The 21,193-nt window shown below is 71.9% G+C and carries 24 protein-coding genes; 18 read left to right on the top strand and 6 right to left on the bottom strand.

Annotated features, from left to right (window positions below; translation table 11 throughout):
* Nucleotides 1-153 precede the first annotated feature (153 nt).
* From proS to MED01_RS29135, 12 genes are all read left to right on the top strand, one after another.
* Nucleotides 154-1,560: a proline--tRNA ligase gene (gene proS / locus MED01_RS29080; protein ID WP_112588417.1), complete on the top strand. Its 1,407-nt coding sequence runs from the start codon at nt 154-156 to the stop codon at nt 1,558-1,560.
* A 49-nt stretch (nt 1,561-1,609) separates the two neighbouring features.
* Nucleotides 1,610-2,230, top strand: a complete 621-nt coding sequence (locus MED01_RS29085) for a ribonuclease FAU-1 family protein (RefSeq protein WP_238671685.1) — start codon at nt 1,610-1,612, stop codon at nt 2,228-2,230.
* Nucleotides 2,231-2,458: 228 nt separating this feature from the next.
* A complete protein-coding gene (rpsP, locus tag MED01_RS29090) occupies nt 2,459-2,965 on the top strand; it encodes a 30S ribosomal protein S16 (RefSeq protein WP_238671686.1) in 507 nt (168 codons plus the stop codon).
* Nucleotides 2,940-3,200, top strand: a complete 261-nt coding sequence (locus MED01_RS29095) for an RNA-binding protein (RefSeq protein ID WP_186718042.1) — start codon at nt 2,940-2,942, stop codon at nt 3,198-3,200. The genes rpsP and MED01_RS29095 overlap by 26 nt, the downstream gene beginning before the upstream one ends.
* Nucleotides 3,200-3,754, top strand: a complete 555-nt coding sequence (gene rimM, locus MED01_RS29100) for a ribosome maturation factor RimM (RefSeq protein ID WP_238671687.1) — start codon at nt 3,200-3,202, stop codon at nt 3,752-3,754. The genes MED01_RS29095 and rimM overlap by 1 nt, the downstream gene beginning before the upstream one ends.
* Before the next feature lie 11 nt (nt 3,755-3,765).
* Nucleotides 3,766-4,539 (top strand): tRNA (guanosine(37)-N1)-methyltransferase TrmD, encoded by a 774-nt coding sequence (gene trmD / locus MED01_RS29105; protein ID WP_124817732.1) that lies wholly within the window; start codon nt 3,766-3,768, stop codon nt 4,537-4,539.
* A gap of 143 nt (nt 4,540-4,682) precedes the next feature.
* Nucleotides 4,683-5,039, top strand: coding sequence for a 50S ribosomal protein L19 (gene rplS, locus MED01_RS29110; RefSeq protein ID WP_238671688.1), 357 nt, complete (start codon nt 4,683-4,685; stop codon nt 5,037-5,039).
* A 183-nt stretch (nt 5,040-5,222) separates the two neighbouring features.
* Nucleotides 5,223-6,092 (top strand): signal peptidase I, encoded by an 870-nt coding sequence (gene lepB / locus MED01_RS29115; RefSeq protein WP_238671689.1) that lies wholly within the window; start codon nt 5,223-5,225, stop codon nt 6,090-6,092.
* A gap of 10 nt (nt 6,093-6,102) precedes the next feature.
* The gene (gene lepB, locus MED01_RS29120) at nt 6,103-6,738 is read left to right on the top strand and encodes a signal peptidase I (RefSeq protein ID WP_238671690.1); all 636 of its coding nucleotides are present in this window, start codon (nt 6,103-6,105) and stop codon (nt 6,736-6,738) included.
* Nucleotides 6,739-6,749: 11 nt separating this feature from the next.
* On the top strand, nt 6,750-7,271 hold the full coding sequence (locus MED01_RS29125; protein ID WP_372493745.1) for an NUDIX hydrolase: 522 nt from the start codon (nt 6,750-6,752) through the stop codon (nt 7,269-7,271).
* Nucleotides 7,265-8,077, top strand: a complete 813-nt coding sequence (locus tag MED01_RS29130) for a ribonuclease HII (protein ID WP_238671691.1) — start codon at nt 7,265-7,267, stop codon at nt 8,075-8,077. The genes MED01_RS29125 and MED01_RS29130 overlap by 7 nt, the downstream gene beginning before the upstream one ends.
* Nucleotides 8,074-8,397: a DUF2469 domain-containing protein gene (locus MED01_RS29135; protein WP_007075222.1), complete on the top strand. Its 324-nt coding sequence runs from the start codon at nt 8,074-8,076 to the stop codon at nt 8,395-8,397. The genes MED01_RS29130 and MED01_RS29135 overlap by 4 nt, the downstream gene beginning before the upstream one ends.
* Nucleotides 8,398-8,460: 63 nt before the next feature.
* Here MED01_RS29135 and MED01_RS29140 read toward each other — a convergent pair whose 3' ends face one another.
* Nucleotides 8,461-9,603 (bottom strand): sulfite oxidase, encoded by a 1,143-nt coding sequence (locus MED01_RS29140; protein WP_238671692.1) that lies wholly within the window; start codon nt 9,601-9,603, stop codon nt 8,461-8,463.
* Nucleotides 9,604-9,749: 146 nt separating this feature from the next.
* Here MED01_RS29140 and MED01_RS29145 point away from each other — a divergent pair, with 146 nt between their 5' ends.
* Nucleotides 9,750-10,196: a DUF4240 domain-containing protein gene (locus MED01_RS29145; RefSeq protein WP_238671693.1), complete on the top strand. Its 447-nt coding sequence runs from the start codon at nt 9,750-9,752 to the stop codon at nt 10,194-10,196.
* 142 nt (nt 10,197-10,338) lie between these two features.
* Nucleotides 10,339-11,040, top strand: coding sequence for a murein hydrolase activator EnvC family protein (locus MED01_RS29150; RefSeq protein ID WP_238671694.1), 702 nt, complete (start codon nt 10,339-10,341; stop codon nt 11,038-11,040).
* On the opposite strand, the gene MED01_RS29155 is transcribed toward MED01_RS29150, so the two are convergent.
* The 5 genes from MED01_RS29155 to MED01_RS29175 all read right to left on the bottom strand — a co-directional run bounded on the left by MED01_RS29155 (nt 10,961) and on the right by MED01_RS29175 (nt 16,708).
* Complete coding sequence (locus MED01_RS29155; protein WP_238671695.1) at nt 10,961-12,142, bottom strand: aminotransferase class V-fold PLP-dependent enzyme; 1,182 nt, start codon at nt 12,140-12,142, stop codon at nt 10,961-10,963. The genes MED01_RS29150 and MED01_RS29155 overlap by 80 nt on opposite strands.
* 44 nt (nt 12,143-12,186) lie before the next feature.
* Nucleotides 12,187-13,245: a tyrosine recombinase XerC gene (locus tag MED01_RS29160; RefSeq protein WP_238671696.1), complete on the bottom strand. Its 1,059-nt coding sequence runs from the start codon at nt 13,243-13,245 to the stop codon at nt 12,187-12,189.
* A 341-nt stretch (nt 13,246-13,586) separates the two neighbouring features.
* Nucleotides 13,587-14,801, bottom strand: a complete 1,215-nt coding sequence (gene dprA / locus MED01_RS29165) for a DNA-processing protein DprA (protein ID WP_238671697.1) — start codon at nt 14,799-14,801, stop codon at nt 13,587-13,589.
* Entirely contained in the window at nt 14,798-16,318 is a 1,521-nt protein-coding gene (locus MED01_RS29170; RefSeq protein ID WP_238671698.1) for a YifB family Mg chelatase-like AAA ATPase, read from the bottom strand. Before MED01_RS29170 ends, dprA begins: the two co-directional genes overlap by 4 nt.
* Nucleotides 16,319-16,348: 30 nt before the next feature.
* A complete protein-coding gene (locus MED01_RS29175) occupies nt 16,349-16,708 on the bottom strand; it encodes a YraN family protein (protein WP_238671699.1) in 360 nt (119 codons plus the stop codon).
* Between the two features lie 204 nt (nt 16,709-16,912).
* Between MED01_RS29175 and MED01_RS29180 the strand changes: the two genes are divergently transcribed.
* The 4 genes from MED01_RS29180 (at nt 16,913) to pyrH (ending at nt 21,169) form a co-directional block, all read left to right on the top strand.
* Complete coding sequence (locus MED01_RS29180) at nt 16,913-17,977, top strand: hypothetical protein (RefSeq protein WP_238671700.1); 1,065 nt, start codon at nt 16,913-16,915, stop codon at nt 17,975-17,977.
* A 389-nt stretch (nt 17,978-18,366) separates the two neighbouring features.
* Nucleotides 18,367-19,278 carry a 30S ribosomal protein S2 gene (rpsB, locus tag MED01_RS29185; RefSeq protein WP_238671701.1) on the top strand — a complete coding sequence of 304 codons (912 nt, stop codon included), beginning with the start codon at nt 18,367-18,369 and terminating at the stop codon, nt 19,276-19,278.
* A 134-nt stretch (nt 19,279-19,412) separates the two neighbouring features.
* Entirely contained in the window at nt 19,413-20,240 is an 828-nt protein-coding gene (gene tsf, locus MED01_RS29190) for a translation elongation factor Ts (protein WP_112588474.1), read from the top strand.
* A 161-nt stretch (nt 20,241-20,401) separates the two neighbouring features.
* Nucleotides 20,402-21,169 (top strand): UMP kinase, encoded by a 768-nt coding sequence (pyrH, locus tag MED01_RS29195; RefSeq protein WP_238671702.1) that lies wholly within the window; start codon nt 20,402-20,404, stop codon nt 21,167-21,169.
* The last annotated feature ends 24 nt before the right edge of the window (nt 21,170-21,193 follow it).

Here is a 21,193-nt window from a genome sequence, read left to right on the forward strand (position 1 = left end):
TCGGTGCGCTCGTCGGAACGGCGCCGCCGACCGCCGACGTTCGGGGCTGGGAGCCGCTCCGGCGTGCGGATCGCGGTAGGTAGTGACGGCAGAGGCCAACGATGCCGCGCCCGAGCGCACCGCCCCGACGAGCGGCGCATAGGATGTGCGGTCATGGCACGCGTGCTCACTCCCCGTGCGGAGGATTTTCCCCGCTGGTACCAGGACCTGATCGCCAAGGCGAAGCTGGCCGACAACGGCCCGGTTCGCGGCACCATGGTCATCCGACCGGCCGGCTACGCCATCTGGGAGCGTATGCAGGCTGAGATGGACGCTCGGATCAAGGCGGCGGGTGCGGAGAACGCGTACTTCCCGCTGTTCATCCCGGAGAGCTACCTCAAGCGCGAGGCGCAGCACGTCGAGGGCTTCTCGCCGGAGCTGGCGGTCGTCACCCACGGTGGTGGCAAGCCCCTGGCCGAGCCGGTGGTGGTGCGTCCGACCAGCGAGACGGTCATCGGCGAGTTCATGGCCAAGTGGATCGACTCGTACCGGGACCTGCCGCTGCTGCTCAACCAGTGGGCGAACGTGGTCCGGTGGGAGCTGCGTCCGCGGATCTTCCTGCGTACCAGCGAGTTCCTCTGGCAGGAGGGACACACCGCGCACGCCACCCGTGAGGACGCCCGGGCGTACGCGCGGCGGATCCTGCACGAGGCGTACGAGGACCTGATGGTCAACGTGATCGGCATTCCGGTGGTGGTCGGCCTGAAGACGACGCGCGAGCGCTTCGCCGGGGCGACGGCCACGTACACCTGCGAAGGCATGATGGGCGACGGTAAGGCGTTGCAGCTGGGCACCAGCCACGAGCTGGGCCAGAACTTCGCCAAGGCGTTCGACATCAGCTACTCCTCCAAGGAGGGCGGCCGGGAGCACGCCTGGACCACCTCCTGGGGCACGTCCACCCGCATGCTCGGCGGCCTGATCATGGCGCACGGCGACGACAACGGCCTGCGCGTGCCGCCGAGGCTCGCGCCGATCCAGGCGTACGTCATGATCGTCAAGGACGGCGACGGCGTCGGCGAGGCGGCGGCCAAGCTGCGCGACGGCCTGCGCGACGCCGGTGTCCGGGTCGCGCTCGACGACCGGACCGACACCCCGTTCGGCCGCCGGGCCGTCGACGCCGAGCTGCGCGGCTATCCGGTACGCGTCGAGGTCGGCCCCCGTGACCTGGCCGTGGGCAACGCGACTGTGGTGCGTCGGACCGACGGTTCGAAGACCCCGACCCCGGTGGCGGACGTGGTCACCGCGGTGCTGGCCGCCCTGGAGACCGACCAGCAGGTGCTGCACGACCAGGCGCTGGCCAACCGCGAGTCGCGCACCGTGGAGGTGGCCACCCTGGCCGAGGCGATCGAGGCCGCCGCGACCGGCTGGGCACGGGTGCCGTGGTCGGCGGTCGGTGTGGCCGGTGAGGCGGAGGCGAACGGTCAGGGCGTCACGGTGCGCTGCCTGCTGCGCGCCGACGGTTCGGTACCGGACTCGGAGGACGAGCCGGATCTGGTCGCCATCCTCGCCCGCGCCTACTGAGGTGTGGCCGGGTAACCCCGTCGACCGGTTCGAGCCGGGTCGGCTGATCATGCATCGGAACGTGCGGCACGGCCGGATCGGGTGGGTCCGGCCGGCCCGCGTGGTCAGCGACGACGATCGAGGGTTGCTGGTCTGGATCGCCCGGGACTCGCCGGTGGCCCACGAGGTGACCGAGGCCGGGCTGGGGATGCGGGCGATGCCGTTCGCCGAGTGGATCTCGTCGACGTACCGGTTGGCGGAGGGGCGCTGGAACGGCCCGCCGCTGTTGAAGTTCCTGCCCACCGGGGCGGCGCACTCCGTCTGGTGGTTCTCCGACGCCCAGGGTCGGTTCGCCCACTGGTACGTCAACCTTGAGGAGCCCGGTGTCCGCTGGGACGACGGCCCGGTGGCCGGTGTCGACGTGGTGGACCAGGACCTGGACGTGGTGGTGTGGCCGGACCGCAGCTGGGAGTGGAAGGACGAGGGCGAGTTCGTCGAGCGGCTCGCCTTCGGCGCCGACTACTGGGTGACCGACGAGAAGGCGGTCCGCGCCGAGGGGGAGCGGGTGATCGCGCTCGCCGAGGCCGGCGAGTTCCCGTTCGACGGCACCTGGTGTGACTTCACACCCCCGCCAGAATGGGGCATACCGGACAAAATGCCGCCGGGGTGGGATCGCCCGCCGGTTCGCTGAACGGTGTTCCAGGTCACCGACAACGGGTGTACGGGTCCGATGCGCGAGATCGGCATCGGATCTGGCAGAATAGGTCGCTGGTATCCGGCGCGCGTCCGGCGCCCTCTAACCCGGGCACGTCGCCAGTCCACCGAGTAGTCTCCGGCCCAACCCCACGGGTCCGGTCGGCGCTCACCCATGCACACCGCCCGCCTGGGCCGGTGAGATCGCAACAGGAGCGAAACAACTGTGGCCGTAAAGATCCGGCTCCTGCGGATGGGCAAGATCCGCAACCCGCAGTACCGCATCGTCATCGCCGACTCGCGCACCAAGCGCGACGGCCGGGCGATCGAGTTCGTCGGGATTTACCAGCCCAAGGAAGACCCCTCGATCATCGAGGTCAAGTCGGAGCGGGTCCAGTACTGGCTTTCCGTCGGCGCTCAGCCGAGCGAGGCGGTGCAGCGGCTGCTGGAGCTGACCGGTGACTGGCAGAAGTACAAGGGCCTGCCGGCCCCGCCGCCGCTCCTGGTCGCCCCCGAGCGGGCCGACCGCAAGGCGGCGTACGAGGCTGAGGCGAAGGCCGCCGCCGGGCTCGCCCCGGAGACCCCGGCCAAGCCGGCCAAGAAGGCCGCCAAGGCCGCCGAGGCTCCGAAGACCGAGGCGCCGGCCGCCGAGGCTCCGAAGACCGAGGCGCCGGCTGCCGAGGCTCCGAAGACCGAGGCTCCGGCCGCTGCCGACGCCGGTGAGCAGGCCTGACATGCCACTGCGTCCGGCGTTGGAGCACCTGGTCAAGGGCATCGTCGACCACCCGGACGACGTCCGGGTGCGGCTGGTCGATTCCCGTCGGGGCAAGCGGCTCGAAGTCCGCGTGCACCCCGAGGACCTCGGCACTGTGATCGGGCGGTCCGGCCGGACCGCCAAGGCGCTGCGCCAGGTGATCGGCTCCATCGGCGGGCGCGGGGTTCGCGTCGACATCGTCGACTCGTACTGATGCAGCTCGTCGTCGGCAGGATCGGCAAGCCGCACGGTGTCCGTGGTGAGGTCACCGTCGAAGTGCGGACCGACGAGCCCGAGGCACGGTTCGCCCCCGGCACAGTGCTGCGCACTGAGCCGGGGGCGACACCCCCGCCAGCCAGCGATGAGCCCGGGGTGCCGTTCCGGGTTCCCGCGGAGCTGACCATCGAGGAATCTCGCTTCCACCAGGGTCGGGTGCTGATCGCGTTCGAGGGCATCCCGGACCGCAACACCGCTGAGGCGTTGCGCGGGACCCTGCTCGTGGTGGACAGCGCCGACGTGACCCCACCGGACGACCCGGAGGAGTTCCACGACCATCAGCTGGTCGGGTTGGCCGTGGTGACCCCGGCCGGCGAACGCCTGGGCGAGGTCGCCCGCATCGACCACGCGCCCTCGTCCGACCTGCTGGTGCTGCGGCGCCCCGAGGGGCGTACCGCGTTGATCCCGTTCGTCCGGGCGATCGTTCCGGAGGTCGACCTGGCCGGTGGACGTGTGATCGTCGACCCGCCAGCCGGACTGCTCGACCTTTAGGACCAGCCCGCATGCGCGTCGACGTCGTGTCGATCTTTCCGGAGTACTTCGCCCCGCTCGACCTGTCGCTGATCGGACGGGCGCGGGCCAACGGCGTACTCCAGCTCGCCGTGCACGACCTGCGGACCTGGACCCACGACGTGCACCGCACTGTCGACGACACCCCCTACGGTGGCGGGCCGGGAATGGTGATGCGCCCCGAGCCGTGGGGTGAGGCACTGGACGCCCTCGCGCCGGTCGACGCCCCGCCGCCAAGGCTGCTGGTGCCGTCGCCGGCCGGTGCCCCCTTCACCCAGGCCATGGCGTACGAGTTGGCGGCCGAGTCGCATCTGCTCTTCGCCTGCGGCCGCTACGAGGGGATCGACCAGCGGGTCCTGGCGCACGCCGCCACCCGGATGCCGGTCACCGAGGTGTCGCTCGGTGACTACGTGCTCTTCGGCGGCGAGGTCGCGGTCCTGGTGATGCTGGAGGCGGTCACCCGGCTGCTGCCCGGGGTGCTGGGCAACGCGGGCTCGCTGGACGAGGAGTCGCACGCGCACGGGCTGCTGGAGGCGCCGATCTACACCAAGCCGCCGAGTTGGCGTGGGCACGACGTGCCGGAGGTGCTCCGCTCCGGTGACCACGGCAAGATCGCCCGCTGGCGGCGCGAGGAGGGCCTGCTGCGAACTGCCGCCCGCCGGCCGGACCTGCTGGCCGCGCTGCCTGCCGATCGGCTCGACAAACGGGACATCGCGGCCCTGGACCAGGCCGGATTTCAACCTCCACCGGGGGATGTGGCAAAGTAGGGGGGTTGCCGCATCCGTCCGCGCCCGCGGTCGGCTGCGAGGATCCCCGACCGGGGTCGGTCCGCCGATCACCACCCGGGGATCAGAATCACCCACCCGCGCACCGAGTGACGGTGCGCCGTGAGCCTTACGAGGACACAGCGATGAATATCCTGGACGCCCTTGACGCCCAGTCGAAGCGGACCGACCTTCCCGACTTCCGGGCCGGTGACACCGTCAAGGTGCACGCCCGCGTTGTCGAGGGCGCCCGGTCCCGTGTCCAGATCTTCCAGGGCGTCGTGATCCGCCGCCAGGGTGACGGTCTGCGCGAGACCTTCTCGGTCCGCAAGGTCAGCTTCGGTGTCGGGGTCGAGCGGACCTACCCGATCAACGGCCCGGGCATCGACCGGATCGAGGTCGTGACCCGCGGTGCCGTGCGTCGCGCCAAGCTCTACTACCTGCGCGAGCTGCGCGGCAAGAAGGCCAAGATCAAGGAGAAGCGGGAGAAGCAGCCCAGCTGACTTCCCGCTCGCCACGCCGCCCGAGCTGCGCGTATGCCGTAACGACCAGAGCGCACTACCCTGGTCGGTACGGGCGCAGCGAGGCGGCGGGCCCGCCCAGGTGGCGGGCAGTTGTCCACTACCGCCCGTGGAGCCTCGACGAGGCTCCCGGGCGGTGGTGTTTTCTGCGGACCGGGGAGTGGCGTGGTGCAGACGCTTGACGAGGACGGCACCGTCGATCCGTGGCGCCGACGGGCTCGCCGCACCCGCCGGCAGATGCCTCTCTGGCAGGAGCTGCCGCTGCTGCTGGTGGTCGCTTTCTGCCTCGCGGTGCTGATCCGCACCTTCCTGCTCCAGGCGTTCTTCATTCCGTCCGGCTCGATGGAGGACACCCTCCTCGTCGGTGACCGGGTGCTGGTCAACAAGGTCGTCTACGACGTTCGTGACCCGCTGCGCGGCGAGGTGGTGGTCTTCCGGGGCACCGACCGCTGGGCGCCACAAGTCGACGAGCAGCCGAAGCCCGGTGTCGGCGGCCGGCTCGCCCGCACCGTCGGCGACCTGGTCGGGGTGAGCCGCCCCGGTGAGAAGGACTTCATCAAACGGGTGATCGGTCTCCCAGGTGACCGGGTCAGGTGCTGCGACAGTCAGGGCCGGGTGACAGTCAACGGCATCCCGCTCAACGAGTCGTACGTCCTGCGGGACTCACCCCTGGACCTGCCACCCAACCCGGCGGAGTGTCGCTCCCGGCGCTTCGACGAGATCGTCGTGCCACCCGGTCAGATCTTCGTGATGGGTGACCACCGTGAGGTCTCCCAGGACGCGCGTTGCCAGGGGCCGGTGCCGATCGACAACGTGGTCGGCCGGGCCTTCATGGTGGTCTGGCCGTCGTCGCGATGGAGCGCGCTGTCGGTGCCGTCCACGTTCGAGGATGTCTCCGGGCCGGCCACGGCGTCCCCCGGTGCGACTCCGGCGCGACCGACTCCGCAGGGCGGTGCGCTGCTGATGCTTCCGTTGGCAGTCGCACTACGCGGTTCCCGCGCGTTCCGGACGGTGCCGTCCAGCCGGGCAACGTAGGCTCCTTGGCGTGATTGACGAGCAGACCGACAAGCCGCGCAGTTCCTTCTGGAAGGAGCTGCCGATCCTGCTGGGTGTGGCGATCCTGGTCGCGGTGCTGGTCCGCGCCTTCGTGCTGCAGACCTTCTTCATCCCCTCCCCGTCCATGGAAAACACTCTCAAGATCGATGACCGGGTGCTGGTCAACAAGCTGGTCTACGACTTCCGGTCACCGCACCGCGGCGAGGTGATCGTGTTCAAGGCACCGACCGCGTGGAGCGGCAACCCCGACGGTGAGGACTTCATCAAGCGGGTGATCGGCGTCCCCGGCGACCACGTGGTCTGCTGCGATCCCGAGGAACGGCTGATGATCAACGGCAAGTCGCTGGACGAGCCGTACATCTTCTCCATGGACGGGATTCGCGACAAGCCCGCCGACCAGGAGTTCGACATCACCGTGCCGAAGGGCCGGCTGTGGGTGATGGGCGACCACCGCTCCGCCTCCGGCGACTCACTGGAGCACTGGCAGCAGTCCCAGCAGAACATCACCGAGGCCACCATCCCCGAGGACGACGTGGTCGGGCGGGCGTTCACCGTCTTCTGGCCGTTCAACCGGGCCACCTGGCTGACGGTGCCTGACGGCTTCGACGGCATTCCCAAGCCGTAGGCCGACGGGGCGTGGGCGATCTGCAGTCGGTCTGGCAGGCTGGTGCGGTGACCGTCTACACCCCTCGACGCGCGGCCCGCGTGCTGCTCGTCGACGCGGCCGGCCGGGTCCTGCTGTTCAAGGGCTTCGACCCGGCCCGACCCGGGCACCGCTACTGGTTCACCCCCGGCGGTGGGCTCGATCCCGGGGAGGCGCCGGCAGCGGGCGCCGCCCGGGAGTTGGCCGAGGAGACCGGTCTGCGACTCGACCCGGCCCAGTTGGGCGAGCCGGTCTGGTCCGACGCGACCGACTTCTCCTTCGACGGCATCTGGTACCGCCAGGAGCAGGATTTCTTCAGCTTCCGGGTGGACTCCTGGCAGGTGGACACCACGGGCTTCAACGACATCGAGCGACGCAGCATCGCCGACCACCGCTGGTGGGTTCCGGACGAGCTGGCCGCCAGCGGTGACCGGTTCTACCCGCCCGACCTGCCCGCCCTGCTGACCCGGCTGGGGCTGTCGACCACCGCCGGCCAGGGCGAGGCGTCGTGCTGACCCCGCCGCGCACCGTGGTGCGTCGCGAGGCCGGCCTGTACGCCCTGGAGCGGGCGTTGCAGCGGCGTGGCTTCCGGCACGTCGCCGGGGCCGACGAGGCGGGCCGCGGGGCGTGTGCCGGTCCGCTGGTCGCCGCCGCGGCGGTGCTGCCCGAGGGGCGGCGCGGCGAGATCGAAGGGCTGGCCGACTCGAAGCTGCTCACCCCGGCCAGCCGGGAACGGGTGTACGCGGAGGTCGTGGACACCGCGCTCGCGTACGCCGTGGTGGTCATCCCGGCCGAGGAGGTCGACGCCCGGGGTCTGCACGTGTGCAACCTGGCCGCGATGCGCCGGGCGCTCGCCTCGCTCACCACCCGCCCGGAGTACGTGCTGACCGACGGGTTCGGCGTGGATGGCCTGGGTGTGCCCGGCTTGGCGGTGTGGAAGGGCGACCGGGTGGCCGCATGTGTGGCGGCGGCCAGTGTGCTGGCCAAGGTCACCCGGGATCGCCTCATGGTGGAGCTGGACGGGGTGTTCCCGGCGTACGGCTTCGCCGAGCACAAGGGCTACATCACCCCGGAGCACTCGGCGGCGCTGCGGGAGCACGGGCCGTGCCGCGAGCACCGGTTCTCGTACGTCAATGTCGCCGCGGTCTCCGGCCGCGACGGCCGGCCGCCGCGCGCCCGACGGCCCGGCGGCCACGGCCCGGATGAGCCGATGGAGCGCTCGTGGGCGTCAGGGGGTACCGTCGGCGTGGCGTTGGGCGAGCAGCCTCGGCCTCCGACGCCGGTGGGGGAAGATGTGGCCATGGAAGGCGGAGTGCGATGAGCGCGGAAGATCTCGAGAAGTACGAGACCGAGATGGAGCTGCAGCTCTACCGGGAGTACCGCGACATTGTCCGCCAATTCTCCTACGTGGTGGAGACGGAGCGTCGGTTCTACCTGGCCAACCAGGTCGACCTGCACGTGCGTAACTCCGACGGCGAGGTCTACTTCGAGGTCGAGATGCACGACGCCTGGGTGTGGGACATGTACCGTCCTGCCCGCTTCGTGAAGAACGTCCGGGTGATGACCTTCAAGGACGTCAACGTCGAGGAGCTGGAGAAGCCCGACATCTCACTGCCCGCCGACTCCGGCTTCGGCGGCTGAGCGCACCCGAGCCGCCGGGCCGTGCCACGGGCCCCCCACCCGTGGCGTGACACCCGCCGCCGATCACTCGGCCGGCACCACCACCTCGACCCGCTGCACCATGTTGTTGGCGAAGCCGCCACGGTTCCACTGTTGCTCGACCGGCTGGGTCCGCCCGGACGCGTCGGTCGCCCGCGCGCCGAGCACGTACCGGCCGGGGGTGGCGACCCACTCGTGCCGCCAGCGCCGCCAGGCGAAGTCCCCCGCGTCCGCCGGGTCCAGCACGGCCGGCGCCCAGCTCTGCCCACCGTCGGTGGTCACCTCCACGGCGACCACCGGGGCGTGCCCCGACCAGGCCCGACCATCCAGCGTGCACGGGCCCTGTCGCAGCACCCGACGGCGGGACATGAAGTCGGGGAACCCGGGTGGACGGACCAGCGCCCGTGGCTCGATCCGGGTGACCGGCACGCCCGGGTCGTCCGCGTCCCGGCGTAACCGGTAGGCCACCACGTTCTGGTACCCCTCGAACGGCTCGGTCCGCAGCTCGATCGAGTGGACCCACTTCACGTGCGCCATGCCGTACCAGCCCGGCACGATCAGCCGCAGCGGCGCCCCGTGCTGCGGCAGCAGGGGAGCGCCGTTCATCTCGTACGCCAGCAGCACCTCCTCGCGCAGCGCGTCGGCGACCGGAAGCGCCCGCTGGTAGTCCTGCTCGATCCCGCGCTCCACACCGTGATCGGCGCCGGTGAAGACCACGTCCACCGCGTCCGGGCCGACGCCCGCCTCCCGCAGCAGCGGAGCGAGGGGGGTCCCGGTCCACTCCGCGTTGCCGACCGCCTCGACCAGCCAGGGCTGGCTGACCGGCCGGGGGTGCAGCAGGGCCCGGCCGTTGCCGGCGCACTCCAGTGTCACCTGCCGGGTGACGCGAGGCCGTTCGCGCAGGTCGGCGAGGGTGACCGTCAACGGACTGTCCACCGCACCTCCGATGGTCAACGTGTGCGTCGCCGGGTCGAGCTCCGGGATGTCGTAGTGGATCAGCAGGTAGTGCAGCCCGGCCGGGGTGACGTCGTAGCGCAGCGCCTCCAACGGGATGCCGTGGTTGCGGGCCGCGAGCTGCAACTCCTCGGCGCTGATCGTCTCGTCCGGCTCCGCGAGCCGGGACGGGCCGCTCACCTCGGTCACGGTGGGCCCGGTGGGGGACGACGTCCGGTCATCGAGAGTGGTCATGCGGCCTCCCCGGCACAGACGGCGGCACCCGCCGTACGCGGCCCAGCCTAGGCCCTGCGTGGCGACCCGAGAACGACACCGGAGCTACGGCCGCGCGGGGGTGGTGAGTCGGTACCGGTTGGGCCGAGTGACCATTGAGGGTTGTGATGATTGCGGATGAGGAATTCTGGCGGCTCGTTGCGGTGCTGGGCGGCCGGCCCGAGGCGCACGACGACGGGCCGTACGAGCGGTTGACCGCCGTGCTGGCGGAAGAGCCGGTGGAGCGGATCATCGGCTTCGCGGAGACGCTCGCGTTCACGCTCTACCAACTGGACCGTCGGGTGCTCGCTCAGACCGTCCTGCCCGGCGGCGACCGTCTGTCCGATGACAGTTTCCTGTACGCCCGTTGCGCGGTGGTGGTGGCCGGACCAGCGGCGTTCGATGCCGTACTGGTCGATCCGGCGGTGTTCGCGCGCTTCACCACCGACGAGGCCGCCCACGCGGAATCGCTTCTTGACGTCCCGTCCAACGCCTACCAGAAAGCGACCGGGCAGGAGTGGGAGCACGTCGAGGAGTGCGACTACGAGACCGGGTCCAACGAACAGTGGTGGTGACCTGGTCTGTCAGGTGTCGGCTCAGCGTCCGGGCATAGCAGATCATCGAGGGCGTCGGGTGGTCGTCCACAGCGCCTCCGGTTGTCCACAGCCTCGTCGGCCGGGCTGGCTGACGACCCAGCGTCGGCCGGAGGCTGCCGTCATGCGACAGCCATCCGCCCGTTCGATCCGCCGCACGGTGCTGCTCTGCGCCGCGATCCCGCTCGCACTGACCGTCCAGCTCTGCGGGCTGGCGGTGCTGGTAGCGGCGGTGCCCGGTCAACCACCGACCCCGACCGTGCCGGTAGCGGCCCTGGCCGTGCCGGTCGTCGACCCAGCGCCCGCCGGGCGGTTCCGCTGGCCTGTCGACGGGCCGCCTCGTCCGGTGCGCCGGTTCGACCCGCCGCCGCGACAGTGGCTGCCCGGCCATCGCGGCGTCGACCTGGCCGCTCCCGCCGGAGCGGTGGTCCGCAGCGCCGGGCCGGGCACCGTGCTCTTCGCCGGTCTGGTGGCCGGTCGACCGGTGGTCACCGTGGGGCACGCCGACGGGCTGCGGACCACCCACGAGCCGGTCCAACCCGCCGTACGCCCCGGCCAGCCGGTCACCGCCGGCGCGCCGCTGGGCGAGCTGCTGCCCGGGCATCCGGGGTGCCCGGCCGAGGCGTGCCTGCACTGGGGCCTGCGCCGGGGCGAGGAATACCTCGACCCGCTGGCCCTGCTCGGCCTCGGCCAGGTTCGGCTGCTTCCGGTCGGTCCGGTCGCGGTGTCCGCTCCCGGCCGTGCGGTCAGCGCTGGGCGAGAAGTGCCGGCAGCCGTGCGGCCAGCCGTTCGTACTCGTCGGCGGCGTTGTAGACCTGGCCGGTGAGCCGAAGCCACCCCCGGCCGTTCCAGCTCATCACCGCCACCTCGGCGGCGAGCCGCTCACCGATCCGCGCCTGCAACGCCCGCGCCGCGTCGATCCTGGTGCCCGTGCCGGGCGGCAGGGGGATGAGGCGCAGCGCCACCCCCGGCCCGCCGGGCTCCGGCAGGTCGGCGTGGGCCACCCCCAGGGCGTCCCCCACCACCCGCTGGCCGTACGCGGCGAGCGCGGCGTTGTGCGCCCGCACCCGGTCGACGCCGAGACTGCGCATCGTGAACAGGCCGGCCGGGGCGGCCAGCCAGGGCGTGTAGTCGAGCGTCGCCTGCCACTCCAGCCGGGCCGGGAAACCCGACTCCTGCTCCCACGACACCACCAGCGGCTCGATCCGGTCCCGCCACTGCGGCGCCACCGCCAGCAGGGCGGTCCCACGCGGTGCGAACGCCCACTTGTGCAGGTTGCCCACCCAGAAGTCCGCGCCGACGCTGGCCACCGCCGTGGGCAGCATGCCCGGGGCGTGCGCGGCGTCCACCAGGACCGGCACGCCGTGTTCGCGGGCCACCCCGACGACGGCGGCCACCGGGAAGAGCTTCGCGGTGGCCGAGGTGAGCTGGTCGACGACGAGCAGCCGGGTCCGCCCGGGGCGCAGGCCGGCGCGGATGCTCTGCACGATCTGCTCGTCGGTGGCGGCCAGGGGGATCGGCAGGACCCGGCTGACAGCGCCGGTGCGGCGGCACTCGCGCTGAATCGCCAGGCTCACCGCCCCGTACCCGTGGTCGGTGCTCAGCACCTCGTCGCCGGCCTTGAGGCCAACCGACTGGAGCACCACGGCGACGCCGGTAGTGGTGTTGCCCACCAGGGCGCTGCCGTCCGGGTCGGCGCCCAGGAACGCTGCGAGGTGCCGGCGGGTGTGCGCGATCCGGTCCACCAGCCCCTGGGTGAAGAAGCGCAGCGGGTTCGCCTCCATCTCGTCGCGCAGCCGCTGCTGGGCGCGCTGCACGCCGATCGGCACCGCGCCGAACGAGCCATGGTTGAGGTGGCTGACCGCCGGGTCCAGGGAGAAGAGCAGGCGGGCGCCCGGGATCGGCTCAGGAGGATTCGGGACGCTCACTTGATGATCGTAACCGCCACGCTCGCACGCCCTCCGGCCCTTGATCAGGCGCGCGGGTGCGCCTGCCGGTAGGCGGTACGCAGCCGCTCGACCGAGACGTGGGTGTAGATCTGTGTGCTCGCCAGCGACGAGTGGCCGAGCAGTTCCTGCACGGCGCGAAGGTCCGCGCCACCCTCCAGGAGGTGGGTGGCCGCGGAGTGGCGCAGATCGTGCGGGCTGGTCCGGGGGAGCCCGGCGGCCTCTGCGTACGCACCGACAATCTGACGTGCGGTCGTCGGGTTGAGCCGACCACCCCGGGCACCCAGCAGCAGCGCGTCGCCGGAGCGGGCGCCCACCATCACCGGGCGGCCCCGGCGCAGCCAGTCGTCCAACGCCCGCTGGGCGGGCACCCCGTACGGCACCGAACGCTCCCGCCCGCCCTTGCCGAACACCCGGATCACCCGCCGGCCGTGGTCGACATCCCCGACGTCCAATCCACACGCCTCGCTGACCCGTACGCCGGTGGCGTAGAGCAGCTCCAGCAGCACCCGGTCCCGTAGCGGCACCGCCTCGGCCCCTTCCGCTGCGTCCGACGTCGGCGCGGCTTCGGCGTCCGTGCGTGGCGGGTTCGTGCGGGTTGCGTCGTCCGTGCGGGTTGCGTCAGTGTGCGGTGGCGGGTTGGTGGGCGGCGCCTGCCGGGACGGTGCCTCGACCAGAGCGGCGGCCTGGTCGGCGCGCAGCACGCTGGGCAGGTCCCGGTGCGCGCGAGGGCTGGCCAGCGCGGCGCCCACGTCGGCGGGGAGCAGTCCGGCCCGGTGTGCCCAGGCGCTGAATGCCCGCGCCGACGCGGCCCGCCGGGCCAACGACGTGCGGGCCGCACCCGTGGTGCGCTGCCGTGCCAGCCAACTGCGAAGCACCGACAGGTCCAGCTCGGCGAGGTCGACGCAGCCCATTCGGACGGCGTGGTCGAGTAGCGAGACCAGATCGGTGACGTACGCGCGGACGGTGTGCGCCGAGCGGTTACGGACCCGGGACAGGTGTTCGGCGAAGTCGTCGACAGCGTCGCGCAACGCTGGCGGGAGCGCCTGGTGCATGGCCCGGGTGCCCCGGTCCGGTCGGCTCATCGTGGTCGCGCCGACGTGCAGGCCGGTTCCTCGGCCCCGGCACCCTCACTGACGGCTGACACGGCACCAGCCTACGGCCGGTCCGCCTCCGCCACCGGACACGACGGCGCCGGTGTCCACCCGCGACTACCGGCGGTTGTTCTTCTTGATCAGGAACACGACCAAGCCGACAACGAGCACGGCGGTCACGACGAGACAGCAGAGCACGCTGATGTGCCACGGCTTGATTGCACCCATGACCGGGCACGGTACCGGCAGTGTCGGCTGGCCGGGATCCCGACCGCGAGAGGGCACCGGCATCCCGGACGACCACCTCGGCCGGGCGGCGGTGACGCATCCGCTCAGGCAACAGGTCGACCGGACGTCTCCGCCACCGCACGCTTCTGTTTGGCTGGCGCGACGAGGGCGTAGCCGTCGTCGCGACGGACCACCATGGACAGCTGCTCCAGCAGTGACAGCTTGCGCAACGCGGTCCGGACGTCGACGCCGGCGCGCGCGGAGAGCCGGTCCACTCCCATCGCGCCTCGGCGGGGCAGCGCCTCCAGCAGCGACAGCGCGTCGTCGTCCAGCGCGTCGGTGGCCCGCTGCGGTCCACGTGCCAGCGGGGCCAGGTCCACGCCGATCCGACCTACCTCCTCCAGCACGTGCGCGACCCCGGTGACCAGTCGGGCCTTGGACTGCTCGCGCAGGAACTCGTGCGCGCCGACGGACATCGCCGAGGTCACCGGCCCTGGCACCACCATGGCCACCCGACTGGCGTGGATGGCTCGCCGCGCGGTCTGCGTCGCGCCACTGCGCGCCGACGCCTCCACCACGACGGTGCCCCGGGTGCCTGCGGCGATCACCCGGTTGCGGATCAGGAACCGGGGCCGCAGCGGCTCGGCTCCGGGCGGCCACTCGCTGAGCAGCAGCCCCGTCTCGGCGATCCGGTCGAAGAGCGCGGCGTTGCCCATCGGGTACGGACGGTCGAGCCCGCAGGCGAGCACCGCGACGGTCAGACCGCCAGCGGTGAGTGCGCCCCTGTGGGCGGCGGCGTCGATGCCGAACGCGCCACCGGACACGACAGTCCAGTCCCGCTCCGCCAAGCCGTACCCCAACTCGGTCGCGACGTGCTGCCCATAGCCGGTGGCCGCCCGCGCCCCGACCACTGCCACCGAGCGGTCCAGAGCCTCGCCGAGCGGCCAGCTCCCGCGTACCCAGAAGCAGAGCGGCGGGGCGGTCTCACAGTCCACCCGGCGGCTGACGTCCGGCAGCCGCATCGCGGCCAGGCTGGCGACCTGGGCCGGCCACTCCTCGTCGTCCGGCGTGACCAGCCGGGCACCCAGTCGATCCGCCCGCTCCAGCGCCTCCGCGGCCACCGCCCGCGCGTCGCCGGACGCCGAGCGTGCGGCGACAGTGGTGTGCAGCCAGCCGTCCGGACTGCCGCCGTCGAGCAGCAGAGCCAGGGTCTCCACCGGACCGTGTCGTTCGACAAGGTGATGCACAGCGCGCGTGCCCGGCTCCGCCAACCAGGTCAGGGCGACCCGGGCCAGCCTTCGTTCGTCCTCGGCGCTCACGCCGCCTCCCCCGTCCGTAGTTGAAGCGCTTCCCGGACGTCGTCCTGGTCAGGTCGGTCGCGACCGTCCAGATCAGCGATGGTCCAGGCCATCCGGATCACCCGGTCGAAGCCGCGCGCCGACAGCGAGCCGGAGTCGAGCCGGCCGCGCAACTCCACGGTGACCCGGGCCGGCAGCCGCCACGGCGGTCGGCGCAGGTGGGGACCTTCCACCTCGGCGTTGAGCCGTCGACCGAGGTCGGCCCAGCGGGCGGCGGCTGCCTGCCGGGCCGCCGCCACCCGGGCGGCGACAGTCGCCGAGGGCTCGACATCGCCGTCGGTCGCCATCAGCTCGGCCGCCCGCACCGGCATCAGCCGCACCTGGACGTCGATCCGGTCGAGCAGTGGCCCGGAGAGCCTTCCCAGGTAGCGGCGGCGCACCAGCGGCGAACACTCGCAGTGCGCGTCGCCAGCCGGTTTCGCGCACGGACACGGGTTGGCCGCCAGGACCAACTGGGTCCGGGCCGGGTACACGGTGCCGCCCCCGCTGCGGCTGAGCTGGATGCGGCCGTGCTCCAGCGGCTGGCGCAGCGCCTCCAGCGCGCCCTTGCTGAACTCAGGAGCCTCATCCAGGAAGAGCACCCCGCGATGCGCCAGCGACACCGCGCCGGGTCGGGCCAGCCCCGAGCCGCCCCCGACCAGCGACGGCACTGTCGCGGTGTGGTGCGGCGCCTGGAACGGCGGGCGACGCAGCAGCCGACCACCCGGCGGCAGCAGCCCGGCGACCGAGTGCAGCGCGGTGACCTCCAGCGCCGCGTCGTCGTCAAGCTCGGGCAGGATCGACGGCAGTCGTTCGGCGAGCATCGTCTTGCCGGCGCCCGGCGGGCCGAGCAGCGCCACGTGGTGCCCGCCGGCCGCGGCGACCTCCAGGGCGCGCCGACCCAGTTGCTGGCCGGCGACGTCGGCGAGATCCGGGCCACCGGCCGGCGGCTCCGGGATGTCCGCCGGTGGTTCGATGAGCGGGGTCCCGTCCCGAACGAAGGCGACGAGCCGGTGCAGGGTGTCCACCGCTCGCACCCGTACCCCCGGGATGACGGCGGCCTCGGCGGCGTTGCCGACCGGGACGATCACCCGAGCGACGCCGGCCTGGGCTGCGGCGGCGACCATCGGGAGTACGCCGCGCACCGGCCGGACCGTCCCGTCGAGCCCCAGCTCGCCGAGGACCACCACCCCCTCCAGGGGGAGCAGCGGCAACTCACCTGAGCCACCCAGCAGCGCCGCGGCGATGGCCAGGTCGAAGGCCGACCCGAACTTCGGCAGCGTGGCGGGCAGCAGGTTGAGGGTGATCCGCCGGTTGGGCCAGCGCTGGCCGGAGTTGACCACTGCGGCGCGGACCCGGTCGCGGGCCTCGTGCAGGGCGGTGTCCGGCAGGCCGGAGATCACCACCGCCGGCAGGCCGGCGGCCAGGTCGGCCTCCACCTCGACGAGGTGGCCGGTCACCCCGACCAGCCCCACGCAGAGCACCTTCGCGTAGCTCACGGCGCGTCACCAATCCTCCGGGTACGCATGTCAGAACGCGCCCTTGAGGTGGTCGACCTGCGCCGGACCGGCGTCGGGCAGCCGCACCGACAGCACGTCGAAGCGCACCTCCTCAGCGGTCGTGCCGGTCTCGGTCAGCCACCGCGCGGCGAGCCCCCGCAGACGGCGGGCCTTGGCCGGCACCACCGCCTCGGCCGGGGTGCCGAAGGCCTCACCCCGTCGGGTCTTCACCTCGCAGAAGGCGAGCACCGGCCCGTCCCACGCGATGATGTCGATCTCCCCGGCCGGGCAGCGCCAGTTTCGGGCGATAGGGCGCAGCCCCGCCTCGGTCAGGTGCCGGGCCGCACACTGCTCGCCGTACGCGCCAACCGCCTGGTTCCGCTTCGTCATGGCCGGCACGGTGCCCGCCGGAGGGTGACCGCCGCGACCCGGCGGGGGCCCGGCTGTGGACAACGGGGGTGCTGTGGACAGTCGGATGATCATGCCGGCGCTGTGCTACAGCGCGACTCGTGTCCGCGCTGTCCCGGACGATCGGCGGCGCGGCCGGCCGGGCTGAAATGGCGCGGGCGTGGCCGGTCGCATACGGTGCCTGACGTGGACGGACGACGGAGTTTTCCGGAAGATCAGGAGCCGCGCTGGTACCCCGACGAGCGGGGTCGCGGTTACGGCGAGTCGGAGTGGCGTGGCGCGGGCGAAGCGCGGTACCGGGACGGTGAGATCCCCGAGCAGCGTGGCGCGGAAGACGGCCGCTCCGTCGAGGACACCGGAGTCGGCCGCCGCCGCGAGCCGGACTCGGGACGCTTCGGCGCCGTCGACGCGAGCCGCTTCGGTACGCCGGAGTCGGACTCGGGTCGTCTGAGCGCGGTGGACGTGGGCCGTTTCGGTGCGCCGGAGCCGGACTCCGGTCGCTTCGGCGTCCTGGACGATCAGACCGGTCGGTTCGGGGCGAGCGAGGCTGATTCGGGGCGTTTCGGCGCTGTCGACCCGTTGGGTGCCGCCCGGCCGGAGGTGGACGGTTACCGGGCCACCCGATCGAGGCGGGCGGACCGGGACCCCTCGGAGACCTCTGGTGAGCTGCCCAGACGCCGGGCCGCCCGCGAGACGACCACTGCGGGATCTCCGGTGACCAGCGCGGCACCTGACACCACCCGCGACAGCGCGGCGACAGAGTCGGCCGGCATGCTCGCTGACCAGGCTCGTCCCGCTCCGCTCGCCGGGTACCCGATCATCGAGCCCACCCGGGGTGGCGGCGACACGCCGCACCCGCTGGAGATGCCTACCGGCCCGATGCCCGGGATCGGCCCGCGCCCCGACCTGCCCACAGGTGAGCCGCCGGTGTATCCGCCGGCCGCCGACGGCGTCTATCGGACCCGCCGACCGGTGCTGGCCGTACTCTTCGCTCTGTTGGCGTTGGTCTTCGAGGTTCCCGCGTTGCGGGTGCTGCTGGCGGGCGTGACCGGCGACCCGGTGGACGCCGGGAACGTGGTGGCGGGTATCGCCCTGGTCGCCGGACTGCCGATCTTCGCGACCGGGCTGTACGGGCTCCGAACCGGAGGTCTGGCGCTCGCCGACAACGGTCGGGGCTGGCTGCGCCCACCGACGGCCTACCTGACCGTCGGCCTGGTGCTCTTCGTGACCGCCGCGCTCGCCGCCGGCTGACCCGACCGGCCCGCCAGCGGCCGGGTGCGCGCTGATGATTCGGACAACAACCAGGAAATAGTGGCCTCCGGCGACGCGGAGGCCACTATTTCCACGAACCAGCGCGATCTTCCCGACAACGCCCGCGAGCAAGCAACGCCCGCGAGCGAGCGGCGGAGCAGCACGCCACGCGCACCCCGGGGCGGCTGAACGGGTGAGGGGCGTACACTGGCCAACTGGCGACCGCCTCGTGCGGTCGACCTCGCGCGCCCTCTTCACGAATCGTCGTGGAGCGACGGCCTCCCTGGTCCCGATCTTGATCGGGTCCACCATGGGTCGGCGACCAGGCGCCAGGACGCCCGGCCACCGGCCGGGCGTGACAACCAGGGACCTTGAGGAGTACCCCAACCATGGCCGTCGTGACCATGCGTCAGCTGCTGGAGAGCGGTGTCCACTTCGGGCACCAGACCCGGCGCTGGAACCCGAAGATGAAGCGCTTCATCATGACCGAGCGCAACGGCATCTACATCATCGACCTGCGCCAGACCCTCGAGTACATCGAGAAGGCGTACGAGTTCGTGCGTGGGACCGTCGCCGAGGGTGGCAGCATCCTGTTCGTCGGCACCAAGAAGCAGGCCCAGGAGGCGATTGCCGAGCAGGCGACCCGGGTCGGCCAGCCGTACGTCAACCACCGCTGGCTCGGTGGCATGCTGACCAACTTCCAGACCGTTTACAAGCGGCTCCAGCGGATGAAGGAGCTGGAGGGCCTGGGTGACCTCAGCGGCACCGCCGCCGGTTACACCAAGAAGGAGACCCTGCAGCTCTCCCGCGAGAAGATCAAGCTGACCCGCACCCTCGGTGGCCTGCGGGACATGCAGAAGCTTCCCGCCGCGGTCTGGATCGTCGACACCAAGAAGGAGCACATCGCCGTCGACGAGGCCCGCAAGCTGGGCATCCCGGTGATCGCGGTGCTGGACACCAACTGTGACCCGGACGAGGTCGACTTCCCGATCCCGGGTAACGACGACGCGATCCGGTCGGCGGAGCTGCTGACCAAGGTCGTCGCCGCCGCCGTCGCGGATGGTCTGATCGCGCGTTCCGGCCGTCGCCGGGGCAACGACGAGAAGCCCGAGGGTGTCGCGAGCGACGAGCCGCTGACCGAGTGGGAGCGCGAGCTGCTTGAGCCGAAGAAGGCCGACGAGTCGGCCACTCCGGCCGCCCCGGCCGAGCAGCCCGCCGCTGCCGCCACCGAGCAGCCCGCCACCCCGGAGCAGCCGGCGCAGGCCGCCACCGAGCAGCCGGCGGCCGCGACCGCGGAGTGATCGCACCGTCGCTGCCCTGCCGTCCGTTTTCGCGAACGGCGGGCAGCGACGGTACGCCGGGCACGATTCGCCCGGATCCGGGTAACCGGCACCTCTGACCATCCACACGCCGTCTCAACACCGAAGAGAGAGCCATGTCCCAAATCACCGCCGCGGACGTCAAGAAGCTCCGCGACCTCACCGGCGCCGGCATGATGGACAGCAAGAAGGCGCTGACCGAGGCCGAGGGCGACTTCGACAAGGCCGTCGAGATCCTGCGCGTCAAGGGCGCCAAGGACGTCGGCAAGCGGGCCGGCCGTACGGCCGCGAACGGCCTGGTCGCCCACTCCGGCAAGGCGCTGCTCGAGCTCAACTGCGAGACCGACTTCGTCGCCAAGACCGAGTCGTTCATCGCGCTGGGCCAGCAGCTGGTCGAGCACGGTGAGCGCGCTGGCGTGAACTCCGCCGAGGAGCTGCTCGCCACCGAGCTCGACGGCAAGGTCGTCGCGGACCTGATCCAGGAGCAGTCCGCCAAGATCGGCGAGAAGCTGGTCCTCAACCGGTTCGCCCGGGTCGAGGGCACCACCGCCGTCTACCTGCACCGCAAGGCCCAGGACCTGCCGCCGGCGGTTGGTGTGCTGGTGTCGTACACCGGCAAGACCGACGAGGCCGGCGACGCCGACGCCCGTGGTGTGGCAATGCAGATCGCCGCGATGCGGCCGAAGTACCTCACCCGGGACGAGGTTCCGGCTGAGGTCGTCGAGTCCGAGCGGCGCATCGCCGAGCAGACCGCCCGCGAGGAGAACAAGCCCGAGGCGGCTCTGCCGAAGATCATCGAGGGTCGGGTCAACTCCTTCTTCAAGGACTTCGTCCTGATCGAGCAGTCGTCCGTCTCTGACAACAAGAAGTCGGTGAAGCAGCTGCTGGCCGAGGCCGGCATCGAGGTCACCCGCTTCGTGCGGTTCGAGGTCGGCCAGGCCTGAGCCGCCACCGGGCGCCACGCGCGCCCGTGGGCAGAAGACGTCAACGAGGAGGCCGCCGGTGTACGTGACAGGCACCGCGGCCTCCTCGTCACATAGGGTCGGCAGCGGCAGGTTCGCGGTACGCGCCGCACGGGGCGTGCGCGTGGGGAAGGGCGGGGCGGATGACGCAGGTTGTGAGTGACCGGACGCTGGAGCTGGACGATCCGACGGCACCGCCGCCGGGGCGTGCCCGCCGGGTGGTGCTGAAGCTCTCCGGTGAGGTCTTCGGTGGCGGCGCGATCGGCGTCGACCCGGACGTCGTCCAGGCCATCGCCCGGCAGATCGCCACAGTGGTCCGCCGCGGCGTGCAGGTCTCCGTGGTGGTCGGCGGAGGCAACTTCTTCCGCGGCGCGGAGCTGCAGAAGCGCGGGATGGACCGGGCCCGCGCCGACTACATGGGCATGCTCGGCACCGTGATGAACTGCCTCGCGCTCCAGGACTTCCTGGAGAAGGAGGGCATCGAGACCCGGGTGCAGAGCGCCATCACGATGGCCCAGGTCGCCGAGCCGTACATCCCGCTGCGGGCCATCCGGCACCTGGAGAAGGGCCGCGTGGTCATCTTCGGCGCCGGCGCCGGAATGCCGTACTTCTCCACTGACACGGTGGCCGCCCAGCGGGCGCTGGAGATCCGGGCCGACGTGGTGCTGATGAGCAAGAACGGCGTGGACGGCGTCTACACCGCCGACCCGCGGATCGACCCCACCGCCAGCAAGCTCGACTCGATCACCTTCTCCGAGGCGCTGCGCCGCAACCTGCGGGTGGCCGACGCTGCGGCGTTCAGCCTCTGCATGGAGAACGGCCTGCCGATGCTGGTCTTTGGCGCGCAGGGTGAGGACACCATCATCCGCGCTGTGGGTGGCGACAAGATCGGCACCCTGATCACCGCCTGAGTCCCGCCGACCGGCGACGACGAC

The sequence above is a fragment of the Micromonospora alfalfae genome (genome assembly GCF_022230925.1).
GTDB classification, from domain to species: domain Bacteria; phylum Actinomycetota; class Actinomycetes; order Mycobacteriales; family Micromonosporaceae; genus Micromonospora; species Micromonospora alfalfae.

Bases quoted from the DNA above. Each gene is read 5' to 3' on its own strand.
- pyrH (WP_238671702.1), top strand. From the start codon at position 20,402: ATGACGCAGGTTGTGAGTGACCGGACGCTGGAGCTGGACGATCCGACG.
- MED01_RS29140 (WP_238671692.1), bottom strand. From the start codon at position 9,603: ATGACCACTCTCGATGACCGGACGTCGTCCCCCACCGGGCCCACCGTG.
- rpsB (WP_238671701.1), top strand. From the start codon at position 18,367: ATGGCCGTCGTGACCATGCGTCAGCTGCTGGAGAGCGGTGTCCACTTC.
- trmD (WP_124817732.1), top strand. From the start codon at position 3,766: ATGCGCGTCGACGTCGTGTCGATCTTTCCGGAGTACTTCGCCCCGCTC.
- MED01_RS29135 (WP_007075222.1), top strand. From the start codon at position 8,074: ATGAGCGCGGAAGATCTCGAGAAGTACGAGACCGAGATGGAGCTGCAG.
- MED01_RS29175 (WP_238671699.1), bottom strand. From the start codon at position 16,708: ATGACGAAGCGGAACCAGGCGGTTGGCGCGTACGGCGAGCAGTGTGCG.
- MED01_RS29085 (WP_238671685.1), top strand. From the start codon at position 1,610: ATGCATCGGAACGTGCGGCACGGCCGGATCGGGTGGGTCCGGCCGGCC.
- MED01_RS29145 (WP_238671693.1), top strand. From the start codon at position 9,750: ATGATTGCGGATGAGGAATTCTGGCGGCTCGTTGCGGTGCTGGGCGGC.
- proS (WP_112588417.1), top strand. From the start codon at position 154: ATGGCACGCGTGCTCACTCCCCGTGCGGAGGATTTTCCCCGCTGGTAC.
- rplS (WP_238671688.1), top strand. From the start codon at position 4,683: ATGAATATCCTGGACGCCCTTGACGCCCAGTCGAAGCGGACCGACCTT.
- tsf (WP_112588474.1), top strand. From the start codon at position 19,413: ATGTCCCAAATCACCGCCGCGGACGTCAAGAAGCTCCGCGACCTCACC.
- rimM (WP_238671687.1), top strand. From the start codon at position 3,200: ATGCAGCTCGTCGTCGGCAGGATCGGCAAGCCGCACGGTGTCCGTGGT.
- MED01_RS29160 (WP_238671696.1), bottom strand. From the start codon at position 13,245: ATGAGCCGACCGGACCGGGGCACCCGGGCCATGCACCAGGCGCTCCCG.
- MED01_RS29150 (WP_238671694.1), top strand. From the start codon at position 10,339: ATGCGACAGCCATCCGCCCGTTCGATCCGCCGCACGGTGCTGCTCTGC.